General features: G+C 68.2%; 9 protein-coding genes and 1 pseudogene. 2 read left to right on the top strand and 8 right to left on the bottom strand.

Annotated elements, in window-relative coordinates; translation table 11 throughout:
* Positions 1-39 precede the first annotated feature (39 nt).
* The gene (locus AC0IYU_RS26275; protein ID WP_435495278.1) at positions 40-1,134 is read right to left on the bottom strand and encodes a tartrate dehydrogenase; all 1,095 of its coding nucleotides are present in this window, start codon (positions 1,132-1,134) and stop codon (positions 40-42) included.
* A 356-nt stretch (positions 1,135-1,490) separates the two neighbouring features.
* Between AC0IYU_RS26275 and AC0IYU_RS26270 the strand changes: the two genes are divergently transcribed.
* Positions 1,491-2,348, top strand: a complete 858-nt coding sequence (locus AC0IYU_RS26270) for an aldo/keto reductase (protein WP_472123036.1) — start codon at positions 1,491-1,493, stop codon at positions 2,346-2,348.
* Between the two features lie 16 nt (positions 2,349-2,364).
* Here the strand turns inward: AC0IYU_RS26270 and AC0IYU_RS26265 are convergent, their stop codons facing one another.
* From AC0IYU_RS26265 to AC0IYU_RS26235, 7 genes and pseudogenes are all read right to left on the bottom strand, one after another.
* Positions 2,365-3,861, bottom strand: coding sequence for a nucleobase:cation symporter-2 family protein (locus AC0IYU_RS26265; RefSeq protein ID WP_472123033.1), 1,497 nt, complete (start codon positions 3,859-3,861; stop codon positions 2,365-2,367).
* 169 nt (positions 3,862-4,030) lie between these two features.
* Complete coding sequence (locus AC0IYU_RS26260) at positions 4,031-5,806, bottom strand: EAL domain-containing protein (RefSeq protein WP_472123030.1); 1,776 nt, start codon at positions 5,804-5,806, stop codon at positions 4,031-4,033.
* Between the two features lie 105 nt (positions 5,807-5,911).
* The gene (locus tag AC0IYU_RS26255) at positions 5,912-6,676 is read right to left on the bottom strand and encodes a GntR family transcriptional regulator (RefSeq protein ID WP_472123027.1); all 765 of its coding nucleotides are present in this window, start codon (positions 6,674-6,676) and stop codon (positions 5,912-5,914) included.
* Between the two features lie 13 nt (positions 6,677-6,689).
* On the bottom strand, positions 6,690-7,427 hold the full coding sequence (locus AC0IYU_RS26250) for an aspartate/glutamate racemase family protein (protein ID WP_472123024.1): 738 nt from the start codon (positions 7,425-7,427) through the stop codon (positions 6,690-6,692).
* Positions 7,428-7,453: 26 nt separating this feature from the next.
* Positions 7,454-8,950: an NCS1 family nucleobase:cation symporter-1 gene (locus AC0IYU_RS26245; RefSeq protein WP_472123022.1), complete on the bottom strand. Its 1,497-nt coding sequence runs from the start codon at positions 8,948-8,950 to the stop codon at positions 7,454-7,456.
* A 346-nt stretch (positions 8,951-9,296) separates the two neighbouring features.
* Positions 9,297-9,809 (bottom strand): annotated as a pseudogene (locus AC0IYU_RS26240) (SMP-30/gluconolactonase/LRE family protein); the annotation flags it as partial.
* A gap of 825 nt (positions 9,810-10,634) precedes the next feature.
* The gene (locus AC0IYU_RS26235; RefSeq protein WP_472123020.1) at positions 10,635-10,928 is read right to left on the bottom strand and encodes an AraC family transcriptional regulator; all 294 of its coding nucleotides are present in this window, start codon (positions 10,926-10,928) and stop codon (positions 10,635-10,637) included.
* 531 nt (positions 10,929-11,459) lie between these two features.
* Here AC0IYU_RS26235 and AC0IYU_RS26230 point away from each other — a divergent pair.
* Positions 11,460-17,738, top strand: a complete 6,279-nt coding sequence (locus AC0IYU_RS26230) for an autotransporter outer membrane beta-barrel domain-containing protein (protein ID WP_472123018.1) — start codon at positions 11,460-11,462, stop codon at positions 17,736-17,738.
* Positions 17,739-17,867 lie beyond the last annotated feature (129 nt).

The raw sequence follows: 17,867 nt of genomic DNA, 5'->3' as shown, positions 1-17,867 counted from the left end.
CTCAGTCTCCTCGGCCGCGAAGGGATGAGGGGCGTCGCGTCATGCGGAGTTGCCGGCCGAAATGCATTCAGCAATCGCCCGGCCCACATCCACCGTGTTCGCCGTGCCGCCCATGTCACGCGTACGCGGACCTTCGCTCAGCACGGTCTCGATGGCCGAGATGACGGCGGCCGAGGCCTGGGCATACACCGGGTCGTTGTTGCCCAGATGGTCGAGCATCAGCGCGGCCGACCAGATCTGGCCGATGGGGTTGGCGATGCCCTTGCCCGCGATGTCGGGCGCCGAGCCGTGCACGGGCTCGAACAGCGACGGGAACTTGCGCTCCGGGTTCAGGTTGGCCGACGGCGCAATGCCGATGGTGCCCGTGCAGGCCGGGCCCAGGTCGGACAGGATGTCGCCGAACAGGTTGGAGGCCACCACCACGTCGAACCAGTCGGGGTGCTGCACGAAGTGCGCGCACAGAATGTCGATGTGGTATTTGCTCGTCTTGATGTCCGGGTGGCGCTTGGCAATTTCGGCCAGGCGCTCGTCCCAGTAGGGCATGGTCACCGAAATGCCGTTCGACTTGGTGGCTGCCACCAGGTTCTTGCGCGGGCGGCGGCTGGCGAGTTCGAACGCGTATTCGATGATGCGGTCCACGCCCACACGCGTGAACACCGACTCCTGGATCGCCATTTCGCGCGGCGTGCCTTCGAACAGGCGCCCACCCACCGAGGTGTATTCGCCCTCGGTGTTCTCGCGCACCACCAGGAAGTCGATGTCGCCCGGCTTGCGGTGCGCCAGCGGGCCGGGCACGCCCGGCATCAGGCGCACCGGGCGCAGGTTGACGTACTGGTCGAAGTCACGGCGGATCTTGATCAGCAGGCCCCACACGGCAATGTGGTCGGGCACCTTGTCGGGGTCGCCCACGGCGCCGAAGTAGATGGCGTCGTGGCCCTGAATCTTCTCGGCCCAGTCGGCCGGCATCATCAGGCCGGTGCGCACATAGTGGTCGGAGCCCCAGTCGAAATGGTCGTACGAGAAGTCGATGCCGAAGCGCCGGCCCACCGCGTCGAGCACGCGCAAACCTTCGGGCATGACTTCGACGCCGATGCCGTCCCCGGGAATGACGGCAATCCTGTGCTTTTTCTGCATTCGCTCAACCTGTTCCAAATTCGTTGCATGACCGTTGCGGGGGGCGCCCGCGCTCGTGGCACGGGGCAGGTGAAAAATTCTAGGAGCGGGCAGTGGGTGGATCGATGGGGTTGGCACCCAAACGGCCTTGACAAAATCAGAAGGCTTGGAAGGCAATCGTCTCTCTGCAGGGCGGTGATTTGCTGTCACGAAACTGACTTGGACTTCGCAAAATGAGAAGGCTAACGGCGAGTCGATGCGCTTGGCCACACCCGCCGCCTGCACGATTCATGGCCGTGCCGGCCCGGCCATCGTGCCCCTGCGGCTGGCGTTGTCGACCGGCTGACACGGTCTTGCGCCGCCCGTACCATGGGCCGATGCGAACACTTCCACTCCCCACCGGCGGCGAGATGCCGGTTCTCGGTCTAGGCACCTGGCGCATGGGCGAAGACCCGGGCCATCGCGCGGCCGAGGTGAAAGCGGTGCGCGAGGCCATCGCGCTGGGCTACCGCCTGATCGACACCGCCGAGATGTACGGCGAAGGCGGCGCCGAGACCGTGGTCGGCCAGGCCATCGCCGAGGCGCTGCGCGCGGGCGACGTGCGGCGCGACGAGCTCTTCGTCGTGAGCAAGGTCTACCCGCACAACGCCAGCCGGCGCGGCACGCGCGAGGCCTGCGAGCGCAGCCTGCAGCGGCTGGGGCTCGACGCCATCGACCTCTATCTGCTGCATTGGCGCGGCAACCATTCGTTGCGCGACACCGTCGCGGCGATGCATGCGCTGGTGGCCGACGGGCGCATCGGCCACTGGGGCGTGAGCAACTTCGACACAGACGACATGGAGGAACTGGCGCAGCTGGTCGGCAGCGGGCCGGCCTGCGCGGCCAACCAGGTGTATCTGTCGCTGGGCGAGCGCGGTCCGGAGTTCAGCCTGCTGCCCTGGCAGCGCGAGCGCGGCATGCCGCTGATGGCCTACAGCCCCATCGACCAGGGCGCGCTGGCCGGCGACGACGGGCTGGGCGAACTGGCTGGTCGCCTGGGCGTGACGGCGGCGCAATTGGCGTTGGCGGCGGTCATTGCGCAGCCCGGTGTCGCCGCGATTCCGAAGGCGGTGCGCAGCGCGCACCTGAAGGAGAACCTGGCCGCCGTCGAGCTGCAACTCGATGCGGCGGCCCTGGCCGAACTGGACCGTTTGCACCCACCGCCGCGACGCAAGTCGCCGCTGGCGATGATCTAGGGGCCCTGGCAGGAACTCAGTGCGCCTCGGCCTGCTTGGCCGCCGCAATGACAGCCTGCTCGTCGTGCTTGGCGCCGTTCAGGAACAGGTTCAGCAGCACCGCCGCAATCGACGCCAGCAGAATGCCCGACTCGATCAGCGAATGGATCGCGTGCGGCATCCACTGCTTGAAGTTGGGCGCAATGAGCGGGATCATGCCCACGCCGATGGACACGGCCACGATCATCGCGTTGTGGCGGTTGGTCTTGAAGTCCACGCCCGACAAGATGCGGATGCCGGTGGCGGCCACCATGCCGAACATCACGAGGCCCGCGCCGCCCAGCACCACGGTGGGCAGCGACTCGATCAGCGCGGCCATCTTCGGCAGCAGGCCCAGCACGATGAGGATCGCGCCGCCGGCCACGCACACGTAGCGGCTCTTGATGCCGGTGACGGCCACCAGGCCCACGTTCTGCGAGAAGCTGGTGTACGGAAAGGTGTTGAAGACACCGCCGATGAGCGTGCCCAGGCCGTCGGTGCGCAGGCCGCGGGCCAGGTCCTTCTGCGTGATCTTGCGATCCGTCATGTCGCCCAGCGCCAGGAACATGCCGGTCGATTCGATCATCACCACGACCATGATGAGCGTCATGGTGAGGATCAGGATCGGGTCGAACTGCGGCATGCCGAAGTGAAAGGGCAGCACGATGTCGACCCACGCGGCCTTGCCCACCTTCTCGTAGGTCATGAGGCCGGTGATGGACGCCACCACCGCGCCGATCACGATGCCCAGCAGCACCGAGATGTTGGCGATGAAGCCCTTGGCGTACTTGACGATCAACAGGATCGACACCAGCACCAGCGCGGCCACGCCGAAGCCCGAGAGGTCGGCGTACTTGGGGTTGGGCACCGTGGGCATGATGGCGAAGCCCTTGGGCACCGCGGGAATGGAGCTGCCGGGCGAGGTGACCTCGGCCAGCCACTTCGCATACACCGGGTCGACCAGCGCCGGCGCCGTGGGGCCCACCGGGTTGCCGAAGATCCAGTTGATGCCCACGCGCATCAGGCTGATGCCGATCACCGCGATGATGGTGCCGGTGACCACCGGCGGAAAAAAGCGCAGCATGCGGCTCACCAGCGGCGCGATGAGGATGGACACCACCCCCGCGCCGATGATGGCGCCGAACAGCAGCTGCGCGCCATTCTGGCCGGGGTTGGCGTTGGCGATGGCCACCATGGGCGCGACGGAGGCGAAGGTCACGCCCATCATCACCGGCAGCTTGATGCCGAAGAACTGCGTGGCGCCCAGCGCCTGGATGAGCGTGGCGATGCCGCAGCAGAACAGGTCGGCCGAGATCAGCAGCGCGACCTCGTCGGGCGAGAGCTTGAGCGCGCGTCCGACGATGAGCGGCACCGCGACGGCGCCCGCGTACATCACCAGCACGTGCTGCAGGCCCAGCGCGGCGAGCTTGCCTGCGGGGAGCCGCTGGTCCACGGGATGCACCGCAGGGACTGGGGAGGAAGTGTCGGCCGTCATCGTGTATCTCCAGTGAGAGAGAAGGCATGGGCAGCGCGTTTCAGGGCGGCGTCCACACATCGTGTACGCGAAACTGTATACAGTTTATGGTCACAACTGCTTCAGGAAAACCCGAGGGGGCGGGCTCCTGCAGGCGCGGTGGCCGGTGCATGCCGCACCGATGCAAGGATCAGGCCGGCCGTGCGCGCGCCTCGCGCACCGTGAGGCCGGACGGAGCCTGCTTGGCCTCGTGCTTCGCGATGGCCGCCTCGCCGGCCACGTCTTCAGCGTGCTGGAACATGCCCGGCGGAATGCGCACCGCCCCGATGGCCAGCGTGGAAAAAGGCGTGAAGCGCACCACGCCCTGGCGGTCCTCGCCCTCGATGCCGCCGGCCTGGCGGTCTGCCTCGTCGTAGAGGTCGCGCGCCTGGCGGTTGAAATCGTCGATCACGGCGCTGCAGCGCCGCTGCCAGTCGGGGCTCTGGAACAGCATCAGGAAGTCGTCGCCGCCGATGTGGCCCACGAAGTCGCGGTGCGGGTCTGCGTGCTGCGCCGCCACGCGCGCAAGCAGCAGGATCATTTCGTCGCCGCGCCAGTAGCCGTAGTGGTCGTTGAACACCTTGAAGTGGTTCAGGTCGGCGTAGCAGGCGGCAAAGTCGGCGCCGCCGTCGAGCAGGCGGGCGATATGGATGTTGATGGGAATGTTGCCCGGCAGGAAGGTCAGCGGGTTGGCATGCCGCGCGGCCTCAATGCGCGCCTCGGTCACCGCGCGCACCAGCTGGTCGCCCCTGCCCAGGCCGATGTAGCGCTTCTTCTGCGTGACGATGAAGCCCTCGCTCAGGTAGCGCTGGTCTTCCGACATCAGGATGCCCATCAGGCTCTCGACGTTGTCCTCCCGCTCCACGATGCGCGGCGACTGGCTGCCGTAGGACAGGCAAGGCCGGCGCCCGTGCACCTCGCGGAAGTACATGCGCGCATAGTCGTTCATGAACGACTGGCGGTTGATCAGCGCCACGGGGCGGCCCTTGTCGACCACCGCGAGGGCATGCAGCTCGGGGTGCTTCTGGAAGAGGGCCGAGACTTCGTCGATGGGCGTCTGGGGGCTGAGTGCCGGTGCCTGGATCACCGACAGGCTGCGCAGCACGTGGGGCTGCGAGGGCTGGGCGGCGTGCGGCATCACCGCGATGCGGGTGTCGCGCACGAGCTGCGCCACGGCCGCGGGCAGCGACGGCTGCAGCGCCGGCGCCGGCTGGCCCAGCAGAAATCCCTGGCCGTAGGCAATGCCCAGGTCGCGCAGCACGCGCAGGTCCTGGGCGTCTTCCACACCTTCGGCAATGAGCTCGGTGCCCATGGCGTGGCCGAAGGCGACGATGGCGCGCACCAGTTCCACGCTCTGTGGGGAGCTCGCGATGCCGCGCGTGAGCTGCTTGTCGAGCTTGACCAGATCGGGCTGCAGGTCTCTCCAGCGCCGAAGGTTGGAGTGGCCCTCGCCGAAGTCGTCCAGCGCAATGCGCGCACCCATGGCGTGCAGCGCCTGCACGGCGCGCTGCAGCGCCTCGGCGCTGCCGGTGGCGCGCTGCTCCGTGAGCTCGACCGTGATGTCGCGCGCGGCGATGTCGCAGCGCGCGAGCATGCGTTCGAGCCAGCATGCCGAGCCCACGCCGCCCATGGCCGCGGTCAGCGCATCGGGGCTCAGGTTCACGAAGAGCCGGCCCGGCTCGTCCAGGCGGCTCCACTCGGTGAGGACGATCTCCACGCAATGCAGCTCGAATTCGGTCAGCCTTGACTCGCTCGCAGCCAGCGCGAGCAGCGCTTCGGGGTTGTGCAGCGCCGTGCTGGCAGGCCCCCGCACCAGGGCTTCATGGCCGAAGATCGTGCCCTGGCGCAGGTCCACGATGGGCTGGAAGAACGGAAGGATCGCGGGGTGCGGGGCGGGCGCGTCGCTGGGCCGAGGGTGCCGGGGCATGGGTGTGAGTCGGTTCAACGGTGGTGTGTCCGCGGGAAACTCGGGGCCCATCCGGGGTGCAGCATGACGGGATTGTGTGACGGTCGGGTCGGCTGCCGCTGCCGCTCAGGCCAGCAGTGCCTTGACGAGGTCGAGCTGGCGGTCCGGCTTGCCGGTGCCGAGCTCCAGGCTGGCCTCGATGCGCAGCAAGTGCTCGTTCATGTGGGCGACCGCGCCGTCCACCTCGCCCTTGCGGCACAGGCGCAGGAACTCGGCGTGCTCGTCCGACGAGCAGTGCGGGTCGTTCGACGAGTGGTACAGCATGGCAATCAGCGAGCTGCGCGCCACCAGTTCGCGCACCAGTCCGGCCAGCGTGCGGTTGCCGGTGGCCTCGGCCAGCGCCACGTGGAAGTCGCCGAGCAGCTTTTCGCGCACGGTGCCCGTGGTGGTGGTCTGGCGCAGCGCGCTGCGCTCGAACTTGATGTGCTGCTCCAGCGCCTGGTAGTCGCGTGGCCGCGCCGCGGCGATGAACAGGCGCACCACTTCGCTCTCCAAGATGCGGCGCACCGCGAACACCTCGCGCGCTTCTTCCACCGAGGGCTGGCAGACGAAGGCGCCCTTGTCGGGAATCATCTCGATGAGCTTGTCCTTCGACAGCATCAGCAGCGCGGCGCGCACCTTGGTGCGGCTCACCGAATACACCCGGCCCAGGGCTTCCTCGCGCAGCCAGGTGCCGGGCGGCAGGCGCTTTTCGACGATCGCGGTGGCGATGTCGTTGGCGATGCTTTCGATGGAGCTGGTCTTGTCGGCAACGACCGCCCCGGTGTCTGCCGGGACGGAGGCGGCCGGTTCGGCAGGAGGAGCGGAAGATTTGGAACTGGCGCGGGGCATGCGGGATTGTGGCCTAGCGCGGGAGGGTAAAGCCCTCCAGCGCGCCGATCATCCGTTTGGGCAGGGGCGTTGCCAGTTCTCCGCGCTTGCTGGTGCGCAGCTTCAGGGTGACGAGCGACTCGATGAGCTTGGTGCCCGCGGCCACGCCGTCGATCACCGGCACGCCGAGCACGCGCTCGATGTGTTCGCACAGGTCGGTCATGCCGGCGCAGCCCAGCACGATGCAGTCGGAGCCGTCTTCTTCCAGCGCGCGCCGGCATTCCTCGACGATGCGCTCGCGGGCGTTGGAGCCGGGTTCCTCGAGCTCCAGCACCGGCAGTTCGCAGGCGCGCACGTTGGCGCAGAAGCGCTCCATGCCGTAGATCTCTGCCAGGTGCCAGGCCTGGCCCATGGTGCGCCCCAGCGTGGTCACCACGCTGAAGCGGCTGCCGACCATGCTGGCCAGGTGCATGGCCGCCTCGGCGATGCCCACCACGGGGCCGCGTGCCAGTTCGCGCGCGGCCTTCAGGCCTGGGTCGCCGAAGCAGGCGATCACGTAGCCGTCGATGCCGTCGCGCTCGCCCGCCGCAATTTCCTGCAGCAGCCCCGGCACGGCGAGCGCCTCGTCGTAGTGGCTCTCGATGGAAACCGGGCCCATGGCCGGGCTGACCGCGACGATCTCAGTGCCGGCGTGCGCCACCGCGCGGGCGCAGGCACCGATCTTCTCGGTCATGCTCCAGGTGGTGTTGGGGTTGATGATCTTGATGCGCACGGGGCGTCCCTTTCTCTTTCAGTGTTTCAAATCTTGTTGCCGCGGTTCAGCAGCGCGTAGAGCACGAAGCCCAGGCCCATGCCGATGAACCATGCATAGTTCGCGCCACCGCGCAGCGCCGGCACCATCACGCACAGGATCGGCACCAGCGCCGACGGCACCAGCGCCATGATCGCCTTCGGGTTGTAGCCCCCGCTGTACCAGTACTCGCCCTGCGGGCTCATGGTGTAGAGCGCGTCCACGTCGATGCGCTGCTTGCGCACGATGTAGTAGTCGGCAATCAGGATGCCGAACAGCGGGCCGATGAACGAACCCAGCACGTCGAGCGTGTAGTGAATGACCTCGGGGCTGTTGTAGAGGTTCCAGGGCGTGAGGAAGATCGAGCCCACCGCGGCGATCATGCCGCCCGTGCGCCAGCTGATGTGCTGCGGTGCCACGTTCGAGAAGTCGAAGGCCGGCGAGACGAAGTTGGCCACGATGTTGATGCCGATGGTCGCGATCATGAAGGTCAGCGCGCCCAGCACCACCGCGGTGGTGCTGTCGATCTTGCCCACGGTGTGCACCGGGTCGGTGATGAGTTCACCGAACACGGGCAGCGTGGCGGCCGTGGTGATCACGGTCAGCAGCGAGAAGAACACGAAGTTCACCGGCAGGCCCCAGAAGTTGCCCTTCTTCACGGCGTCGAAGCTCTTGCCGTAGCGCGAGAAGTCGCCGAAGTTGAGCATCGGTCCGCTGAAGTAGCTCACCACCAGCGCAATCGCTGAGAGCATGACGGGCAGCGCGTCCCAGCCCTGGAACTTGATGCCGCCCAGGTTCAGGTCGATCTTGCTCCAGCCCGCCTTCCACACCAGCCAGCCGCACAGAACCGCCATGACGATGTACACGGCCGGTCCGGCCCAGTCGATGAACTTGCGGATGGCTTCCATGCCGTGCCAGAACACGAAGGCCTGCAACACCCACATGACCATGAAGGCGACCCAGCCCAGGGCCGACAGGCCCACGAAGCCGTGCTGCGACACCTCGGCATACGGCGCGAGGTTGGGAAACATGTGCAGCGCCAGCACCATGAAGGCCGCCGAGGCGAGGTACGTTTGCACGCCGTACCAGGCCACTGCGATCAGCCCGCGGATGATCGCCGGGATGTTGGCGCCCAGCACGCCGAAGGACGCGCGGCACACCACGGGGTAGGGTACGCCCGTCACCTGGCTGGGCTTGGCCACGAGGTTGCAGAAGAACTGCACGATCACGATGCCCACGAGCAGCGACACCAGCACCTGCCAGCTGGACAGGCCCAGCGCGAACAGGCTGCCGGCGGTGATGTAGCCGCCCACGCTGTGCACGTCGGACATCCAGAACGCAAAGATGTTGTATTGGCCCCAGGTCTGCTTCTTCAGCGGCGCGAGGTCCTCGTTGGTCAGGCGCGGGTGGTAGCCCGGCTTGATGAGGGCGTTCGATGATTCCGCGTGCGGCGCAATGCCGGCTTCGCTCGCCCCCGCGGGGGCCTGGCTGACGACTGTGCTCATGGTCTTTCCTCGTGCGGGTGAGTTGGGTTTGGGAACCCGTTTTGACGCAAATCTCGCGCCGGATTGTCGGATGCGATATTTGTATACAAAAACTGCACGCAATCAAGGCCATTCGGGGAATCATATATCCGTAGATTCCCTGATGCGCTGCTGGTGCGCAACAAGGTGCGTCGGGGGAATAAAGTCCGTCGCCAGAAGGTTCAGCCGAAGCAGTTGCCTCGTCCTCTCGTTTGGGTGCGATGCCCAGATGGATGTTCCTTGGCGACTCGGAGGTAGTCAGGAAATCAAGCGGCTCATCCCACGCAGATCACCGACCTATGAGACGCTTGGCCACGGCCGCCGCCAGCTATTTGGCAAGCGGATTCGCCACCTGGTACAGCCCACCGGACGGCCCTGCCGCGTCTTGCGAGAACGTGCCGAACACCTGTCGCTCGTCCGGCGACAGGGCCAGACTGGTGTGGTGCGCACCGGGCAAAGGCACGGTGACCAGCAGCCCGCCGCCGGCTTCGAAGACAGCAAATCCGCCGCCGTTGTAGAGACTGACGAACAACCGGCCCTCGCGGTCGGTGCGGATGCCGTCGGGCGTGTGGCGCGGTGCCGGCGTGGCGGCCAGCGCCGTGTCCAGCACCAGGAAGTCGCGCCGGTTGCGCAGCGATCCGTCTCCCGCGATGTCGAACAGCAGGACCTTGTCGGTCGTGCTTTCTCCGACGTAGAGCAGTTGGCCGTCGGGCGACACGGCGATGCCATTCGCGTTGCGGATCGAGGTGGCCACTTCGCGCGGCGCGCTCGTGCCGTCGGGCGCGATCCGGTAGACCTTGCCCGGCGTGCCGTTGTCGCCGCCGGATGCCGTGAAGTAGACCGCCGCCCCGGCGAGACCGCCGCCCCGGCGTTGCCGCTGCCGTTGCCGCGCGCGAGGTCGTTGGGGCGGTCGAAGGGCGCGCCGCCGCTGTCGCGATCAATGGTGCGCAGCGTGTGGCCGTCGGGCGCAATCTGCACGATCTCGCCGCTGTCGTAGCAGGCCACGAGCAGGCTGTTGTCCGCGAGCACGACAAGGCCGTTGGTGCCGCTGCCGGCACGGTGCCAGACGGGCACGGCGCGCCGGCCGCCGTCGAGGCGATAGACCGTCGATGCCGCGTAGTCCACGAAATGCAGATCGGCACCGACGAACACCGCGCCTTCGCCGAACTGCAGTCCAGTGGCGACGATTTTTGCAGTTGCAGTTGCAGTTGCAGTTGCAGTTGCAGTTGCAGTCGCAGTCGCAGTTGCAGTTGCGGCGGAGGCCGTCCCCTGCAGACAGAGGATGAGCAAGGCAAGGAGAGCGGGAAGAGTGCGTATACGCATGATCAGAGATCCTCATTGCGGCCCAGCTGAAGGGTCACTCGGACGTGCCTGCCTGGGCCGAGCGGATTCGAATTCGTGCACCAGCAAGAGGGTCGCCTTCTGCGGCTGTTCGACGGCGCGCAGCGCAACCAGCTTGTGGCGCCGATTGCGCCATGACTCGCTCGGCCTCTTCGTGCTGACTGCATAAAAAAGGAACTGAACTTGAGTTGCTGACCTAAGGCGACGCGTGCGCTACATCAGCCGTTCGAGGACAGGTTCGGCACGCGTGATGCGCCGATTCAGGCATGCAGGTGCTCGACCGACAACTGGCTGGTCACGATCGCGGGCGCTTTGCAAATGGGGCTCAGGCGGCATTGGCGTGGAAGCGTCGTGCGGCCCAGTACGTTGCGCCATCGACGCCGTAGCGTTCGGAGTGCACGGTTTCATGGTCCATTTCGAACGTGTCGCCCACCACGAGATGGCGCGTGTCGCCGTTGACCGTAAGCCACATCTCGCCGCGAACCACAAGCGCCTTCACGGCGAAATGGTGCGTGTGATTTGGAGCTTCGGTGGCCTCGGGATAGTCGCGCACACCGATGTCGGCAAAGCCCGCCGCGCGCATGGTTGTTTCAAATTCAGAAAAGGTCGCAAGGGTCATCGCGGAACTCCGTCTTGGGGGGAAAACGATGCTAGCGAGATTCGGAACAATTAGCTGTGGCTCGCTCGAAGTCCTGATGCGCGTGCACGGCTTTGGCGAAAGCAGAGTGAAAGGCGTTGCGTTCCTTGCCGGTTCGTGCGCGCCACGCGCCAGAAGACTCGGCCGCGCCAGCATGGCCAGTGGTCATGGGTTCGCTGGCAGCTTGCATGTCTCGCTAAGCACGGTCGGCCCGTTTGGATCGCGCGCGCGGAAGAAGACAATTTTTCGGCCGACGCCAGGCAGGGCGCGCGGCGCTTTGCCTGGTGCTCAGTCCCGACGATTCCGCGAGCGTTGCCCATGGGAGTGCTTGCGATGTCGATCGAGGTCGCACCGCTTCCAGCGGTGTTTAAGACTTTCGATTTGCCTTCCAAAGACCGCGTTTTCTTGTCTCTTCCGATGTGATGCGTGACGCCAACAGAAGCGCGCAAAAAGTGATGTTGCTGGAAGCATTGCTACCAATAATCCGCGCTCCTAAGACCGAGAGGAGACCTGATGAACCGCATTCACCGCGTCGTGTTCAATCGCAAGCTGGGACGCGCCCAGGTCGTCTCCGAAACAGCGCGCGCGTGCCACGGCAGCGGTGCATGCAGCGGCAGCAGCACTGCGGGTTCGGCCAACGCGTGGCAGCACAAACCGAACACCGCCGCTTCGTTGATCGCACTGGCTGCGCTCGCAGCGCTCCAGTTGCACAGCGGCGATGCGGCTGCGGCGTGCACGCCCGCGGCACCGGTCGATGGCGACACCGTGAACTGCACCGGCGTGCCGATCCTTCTTCCGCCGAACACGAACAGTTTTCTCAGCAACGCGAACAACCTGAACGTCACCGTGGAGACGGGCGCGATCATGAGCACGTTGCCGGGCGGCACGGCAATGACGCTCGGCGGCACCGGCATCACGCTCACCAACAAGGGCAGCATCGACTCGAATGCGGCGGGGTCTCTCGTGCTCACGCGCGCTCTGGCCATCGGCAACCTGGGCGCACCAACCAGCGGCAACGTCATGGTCAACAACCAGGGCACGATCGAAGGCACGTTCGACGGCACCTTCGGCCTGGTCGGCGCGGCGGCGGTCATCGCCAACAGCGGCACCACGACGTTCAACAACAGCGGCACCATCGGCATGAGCGCGCTGGGTAAATTCGATCCGTTCAACTCGATTTCCGTGGCCATCTACGGTGGCGGCAACGTCAACTTCACGAACACCGGAACGATCACCGGGCGCGTGGCTTTCGAGAGCCCCACAGCCGGCGGCAACACCTTCACCAACGCGGGCACGATCAACGGCAGCGTCACGCTGGGCACCACGCTCAGCAACGACACCTTCACTGCGGTGACAGGTTCGTCGATCAGCGGCGGCGCGACGCCGCTGCCTGGCGTCACCATTCCCACGCCCACGCTGCCATCGGGCGCCCTGACTTTCGCGGCGGGGGGCACGGTCGATGCGGGCGTTGGCGGCACCGACACGCTGGTGCTGCAGAACTCCGTCAATCCGCCCGGCTCGGGTAATAGCGGCACAGGAAGTGTCTCCGCACTGCAGTACCTCAACTTCGAGAACCTCCTCGTCAACAGCGGCACCTGGACCTTGCAGGGCGCTTTGGTGAGTGGCTCCGCCGTGCTCAACGGCGGCACCGCGATCTTCGACAACGCGCTGTCTTTCGGCACCGGCACGATGACCGGGAGCGGCGGCGCCATCGAGGCGTCCGTGGGAGGACTCACGCTCGCACAGAACGTCAACCTGACCGGTGGGCTGTTCGTGCAGGGACCCAACAGCCTGACGCTCGGTGGCACGATCAGCGGGGGCGGCGGTCTCATCAAGAACGGTGCCGGCACCCTCACGCTGTCGGGGAACAACGATTTCAGCGGGGGGCTCGCGCTCAATGCGGGCGGCCTCACGCTCTGCTCGGCCGCCTCGCTGGGCACGGGCCTCTTCATCGTGGGCGGCCCGTCGTCGCTCAACACCGCTTTTACCGGCACGGTCACCAACCCGGTGCAGTTGAACGGCGCGCTCACGCTCAACGGCGCGGGCACCCTGACACTGGGCGGCAACGTCAGCGGCGCCGGCAGCCTCACGCTCGCCAGCGGCAACCTGTCGCTGGCCGGCAGCAACAACTACGGCGGCGGCACCACCTTGCAGGCTGGCGCGATCGATGTGGGCAGCAGCGGTGCGCTCGGCACGGGCGACCTGACCGTCGACGGCGCAGGGTCGCTGACCGGCGCGGCCGGCGTTGCGCTGGGCAACAACATCGTGCTCAACAGCACGCTGAACTTCGGCGCGGGCGGCGGCGGTGGCGCGCTCACGATCAACGGCAAGATCAGCGGCGCGGGCGGCATCAGCCTGGCCGGCGCGCCGGGGCTCACGCTCAACGGCGCAAACACCTTCACCGGCGGCATGAACCTGGGCGGCGGCGCGCTCACCGTCGGCAACGACACCGCGCTCGGCCAGGGGGCCGTCACGGTCAGCGGCGCCAGTTCGCTCTCGGCGAACACGCCGGTGAGCGTGGGCAACAAATTCAGTCTCAACGCCCAGCTGACCGTCGGCGGCGGCAGCGACCTGGCAATGAACGGCGCGATGAGCGGCCTCGGCGGCATCGTGAAGACCGGCAGCTCGCGGCTCGCGTTGGGCAATGCGAACAACTTCTCGGGCGGCGTGAACCTGCAGGCCGGCAGCGTGCGCCTGGGCACCAACACGTCGCTGGGCGTGGGCGCGCTCACGGTCAACGGCAATGCGGCGCTGGACAGCGGCGCCAACGTGGCCGTGGGCAACGCGGTGGTGCTCAATGCGGGCCTGGCCATCGGCGGCGCCAGCAACATCGCGCTCGGCGGTACGGTGTCGGGCACCGGCGCGCTCGGCTACGACGGCACGGCCACGCTGGCCCTGAACGGCCCCAACACGTTCAAGGGCGGCGTCAACCTCGGCAGCGGCACGCTCAGCGTGAGCAACAACGGCGCGCTGGGCACGGGCGGGCTCGCCGTCGGTGCCAATGCGACGCTGACCGCAGGCGTGCCGGGCATCGCGCTCGGCAACAGCGTCGGGCTGGGCGCGAGCGCCACGCTGAGCCTGGCGGGCCCGAACGCGCTCGCGCTGAACGGCGGCATCGGCGGCGCGGGCAAGCTCGCGATCAGCGGCGCGGACGTCACCTTGGGCAGCGCCAACAACTTCGGCGGCGGTGTGACGCTGGCGGGCGGCAAGCTGTCGCTGGGCACGGGCACAGCGCTGGGCACCGGCACGCTCGGCGTGACCGGCAATGCCACGCTCGCGAGCACCGGCGGTACGCTCACGCTGGCGAACGCCGTCTCGCTGGGCGCCACGCTCACGGTGGGCGGCGCACCGGACATCGCGTTCGACGGCGCGGTGACCGGCGGAGGCTCGCTCGTGAAGAACGGCACCGGCACGCTGGCGCTGAACAACGCCAACAACTTCGGCGGAGGCATCGACCTGCAGGCCGGCACGCTCAGCGTCGGCAACAACGCGGCGCTGGGCACCGGCGCGCTGACGGTGGGCGGCACCTCGACGCTCGCCGCCAGCACCGACGTGACGCTCGCGAACGACGTCGTGCTCAACGCCAACCTGGGCATCGCAGGCGCCAGGAACATCACCCTGGGCGGCACGATCAACGGCACCGGCGGGATTTCGATGGGCAGCACCGGCACGCTCGCGCTGAACGGCGCCAGCAACTACACGGGGCCGACGGTGGTCAGCAGCGGCACGCTGCAGGTGGGCAACGTGGCTGGCAGCGCGACCGGGAACGGCGCGGTCACGGTACAGAACGGCGGCACGCTTGCGGGCAACGGCCGCATCGGCGGCGACGTCACGCTCAACGCGACGGCCGTGCTGGCGCCGGGCAACGGAGCCGGCGCGATGGGCACGCTCACCATCGGCGGCAAGCTGTCGCTGGCCAACGGCAGCGTGTTCGACTACCAGTTCGGCGCGCCCGGCCCCGACTTCGCCACGTCCGGCCAGAGCGACAGCGTGAGCGTGGGCGGCGACCTGCTCATCGCGGGCAACACCACCCTGAACGTGACGAATGCCGGCGGCTTCGGCCCCGGCGTGTACCGGCTCGTGGACTACGGCGGCGTGCTCACCGGCGGCGGCACGCTGACGCTGGGCGGCGTGCCGGTCGGCAGCGCCCTTTCCCTGCAGAACCTGGCCGCCGACAAGCGCTTCATGCTCGTCAACACCACCGGCATGACGCTGAACTTCTGGAACGCGAACGGCCTGGCGAACCCGACGCAATCGGGCGGCGGCACCGGCACCTGGTCGACCACCGCGCCGGTGTGGACCGACACCGTGGGCACCGTCAGCGCGCCGATGCAGCCGCAGCCGGGCTTCGCGATCTTCACCGGCGCGCCGGGCACGGTGACGGTGGACAACACCGGTGGTGCGGTACAGGCCGCCGGCATGCAGTTCGCGCGCAGCGGCTACACGCTGGCCGGCGATGCGCTCATGCTCACCGGCGCGGGCGGCGGCGCGCGCGCCGAGATTCGCGTGGGCGACGGCGGCGCAGGTTCGGCCGGCTACACCGCCACGGTGAACAACGCCCTCGCGGGCACCGCGGGCATCGCGAAGACCGGCGACGGCACGCTGGTGCTGGGCGGGGCCAACACTTATACCGGCGGCACCGCGGTGCAGGCCGGCGTGCTCTCCGTGGCCGCGGACAACAACCTCGGCGCGGCCGCCGGCAACGTGGTGCTGGAAAGCGGCGGGCGCCTGCGGGTCACGGGCACCGGCTTCACCGGCACCGCGCGCAACCTGGACTTCGGCGCGGGCGGCGGCAGCATCGAGATCGCCGACGCGGGCTTGGACCTGGTCGCCAGCGGCGCGCTCAGCGGCAGCGGCAACCTGGTCAAGTCGGGCGCGGGCACGCTCACGCTCGCAGGCACGAGCAGCCGCACCGGCGCCACCGCCATCGCCGAGGGCACGCTGCGCCTGGGCGCGCCGGGCCTGCTGAACGCGGCGGCACCGATCGCACTGGCCGACAAGGCAGGCGCCACGCTCGACCTGAACGGCTTCGACCAGAGCATCGGTTCGCTCGCGGGTGGCGGCAGCGCGGGCGGCGAGGTCAAGCTCGGCAGCGCCACGCTCACGACCGGCGGCGACAACACCAGCACCACCTTCGCCGGCGCCGTGACGGGTGCCGGTGGCGTGGTCAAGCAGGGCACGGGCAATTTCAAGCTGACGGGCGCCAACACCTATGCGGGCGCGACGCAGGTGAACGCCGGCACGCTGAGCGCGGGCGCGGCCAACGCACTGAGCGCGGCCTCGGCGCACAGCGTGGCGGCCGGCGCCACGCTCGACCTGGGCGGCTTCAACCAGACGGTGGCCTCGCTGGCCAACAGCGGCACCGTCTCGCTGGCGGGCGCCGCACCGGGCACCACGCTCACCGTCAACGGGCCGTACAGCGGCAACAACGGCGTCCTGCGGCTGGCCACGGTGCTCAATGCCGCGGGCCCTTCGGACCGGCTGGTGCTCGACGGTGCCGGCGCCACGGCGAGCGGCCGCACCACGGTGCAGATCGTCAACCTGGGCGGCCTGGGCGCGCTCACGAGCGGCAACGGCATCGAGGTGATCAGCGCGCAGAACGGCGCGACCACCACCGCGCAGACCACCAAGGACGCCTTCGCGCTTGCCGGCGGGCACGTCGATGCAGGCGCCTACGAATACCGGCTGCACGCCGCGGACGCCAGCGGCGCCGGCGAGAACTGGTACCTGCGCTCCACCACCGCCAGCGGCGGCACACCGGGCGGTCCCGGCAACCCCGGTGGCCCGGGCGTTCCCGGCGGCCTGCCCACCTACCGCATCGAAGTGCCGATGTACGCCGCCCTTGCGCAGCAGCTGCGCCAGGGCAACCTCGCGATGCTGGGCAACCTGCACCTGCGCGGCGGAGAGGATGCGCGAAGCGTTGCGAGCGACGCCGCCGACCGCCTCGAAGGCACGGCCCCGCGCGGCCGCCGCGCCTGGGGCCGGGTGATCAGCACCGACATCGACGTGAGCCAGCGCGGCACCGCGAACGCGCGCAGCGATGGGCGCCTGCACGGTTTCCAGGCCGGCACCGACCTGTGGGCCGATGCGGACTGGCGCGCCGGCGTCTACGTCGGCCAGCTTCAGGGCAACATCCGCGTGAGCGGCTTTGCGCGTGGCATCCAGGGGCTGGACGCGGGCACCAACGACCTGCGCAGCCGCTACATCGGCGCGTACGCCACATGGAGCGGCGACAGCGGCTGGCACGCTGACGCCGTGCTGCAGGCTGGCGAGCACCGCTACAGCGTGCAGCCGATCGCGAGCTTCGGCAGTTCGGGCAAGGGCAGGAGCCTGCTGGCCTCGCTGGAGGTGGGCAAGGCCTTCGGCATCGGCGGCGGCTGGACCGTGGAGCCGCAGCTGCAACTCGTCCACCAGAGCCTGCGCATGGACGATGCGGGCATCGCGGGTGCGCTGGTCACGCAGGACTCGAACGACGGCCTCATCGTGCGCGCCGGGGTGCGCGTGAAGGGCGAGATCGCCACCGGCGCCGGCACCCTGCAGCCCTACGGCCGCATCAACGTGCTGCACGCGTCGGGCGGTGCAGACGTGGCGCAGTTCCTGAGCCTGGGCGGCAGCACGGCCATCCGCAGCGAGACCGGATCGACCAGCACCGAAGTGGCCGGCGGTGTGACGCTCGCGGTCGGCGAGCGCACCGCGATCTACGGCGAGCTCGGCAAGCTGTGGGCCTCAGGCGGTGCGGCGCGCGTGAAGAGCTCGGTCAACGCGTCGGTGGGCGTGCGGGTGCGCTGGTAGCGGTGGGGGAGGCGAGTGTCGCAAGCAGACCCTCAAGATCGCTTCAACGTCACTCAACCAGTCTGCCTTCTTTAAGAGTCGTGGCTCGCCGCGCTCAACTTCTTGCCAGGCCTGCATTGCTGGGTTTGC

Source organism: Variovorax sp. AC103 (genome assembly GCF_979254005.1).
This window is presented reverse-complemented; position numbering and strand designations above follow the sequence as displayed.

Coding starts and splice junctions, on each gene's coding strand:
- AC0IYU_RS26230 (WP_472123018.1), top strand. CDS start 11,460: ATGAACCGCATTCACCGCGTCGTGTTCAATCGCAAGCTGGGACGCGCC.
- AC0IYU_RS26255 (WP_472123027.1), bottom strand. CDS start 6,676: ATGCCCCGCGCCAGTTCCAAATCTTCCGCTCCTCCTGCCGAACCGGCC.
- AC0IYU_RS26260 (WP_472123030.1), bottom strand. CDS start 5,806: ATGCCCCGGCACCCTCGGCCCAGCGACGCGCCCGCCCCGCACCCCGCG.
- AC0IYU_RS26275 (WP_435495278.1), bottom strand. CDS start 1,134: ATGCAGAAAAAGCACAGGATTGCCGTCATTCCCGGGGACGGCATCGGC.
- AC0IYU_RS26235 (WP_472123020.1), bottom strand. CDS start 10,928: ATGACCCTTGCGACCTTTTCTGAATTTGAAACAACCATGCGCGCGGCG.
- AC0IYU_RS26270 (WP_472123036.1), top strand. CDS start 1,491: ATGCGAACACTTCCACTCCCCACCGGCGGCGAGATGCCGGTTCTCGGT.
- AC0IYU_RS26265 (WP_472123033.1), bottom strand. CDS start 3,861: ATGACGGCCGACACTTCCTCCCCAGTCCCTGCGGTGCATCCCGTGGAC.
- AC0IYU_RS26245 (WP_472123022.1), bottom strand. CDS start 8,950: ATGAGCACAGTCGTCAGCCAGGCCCCCGCGGGGGCGAGCGAAGCCGGC.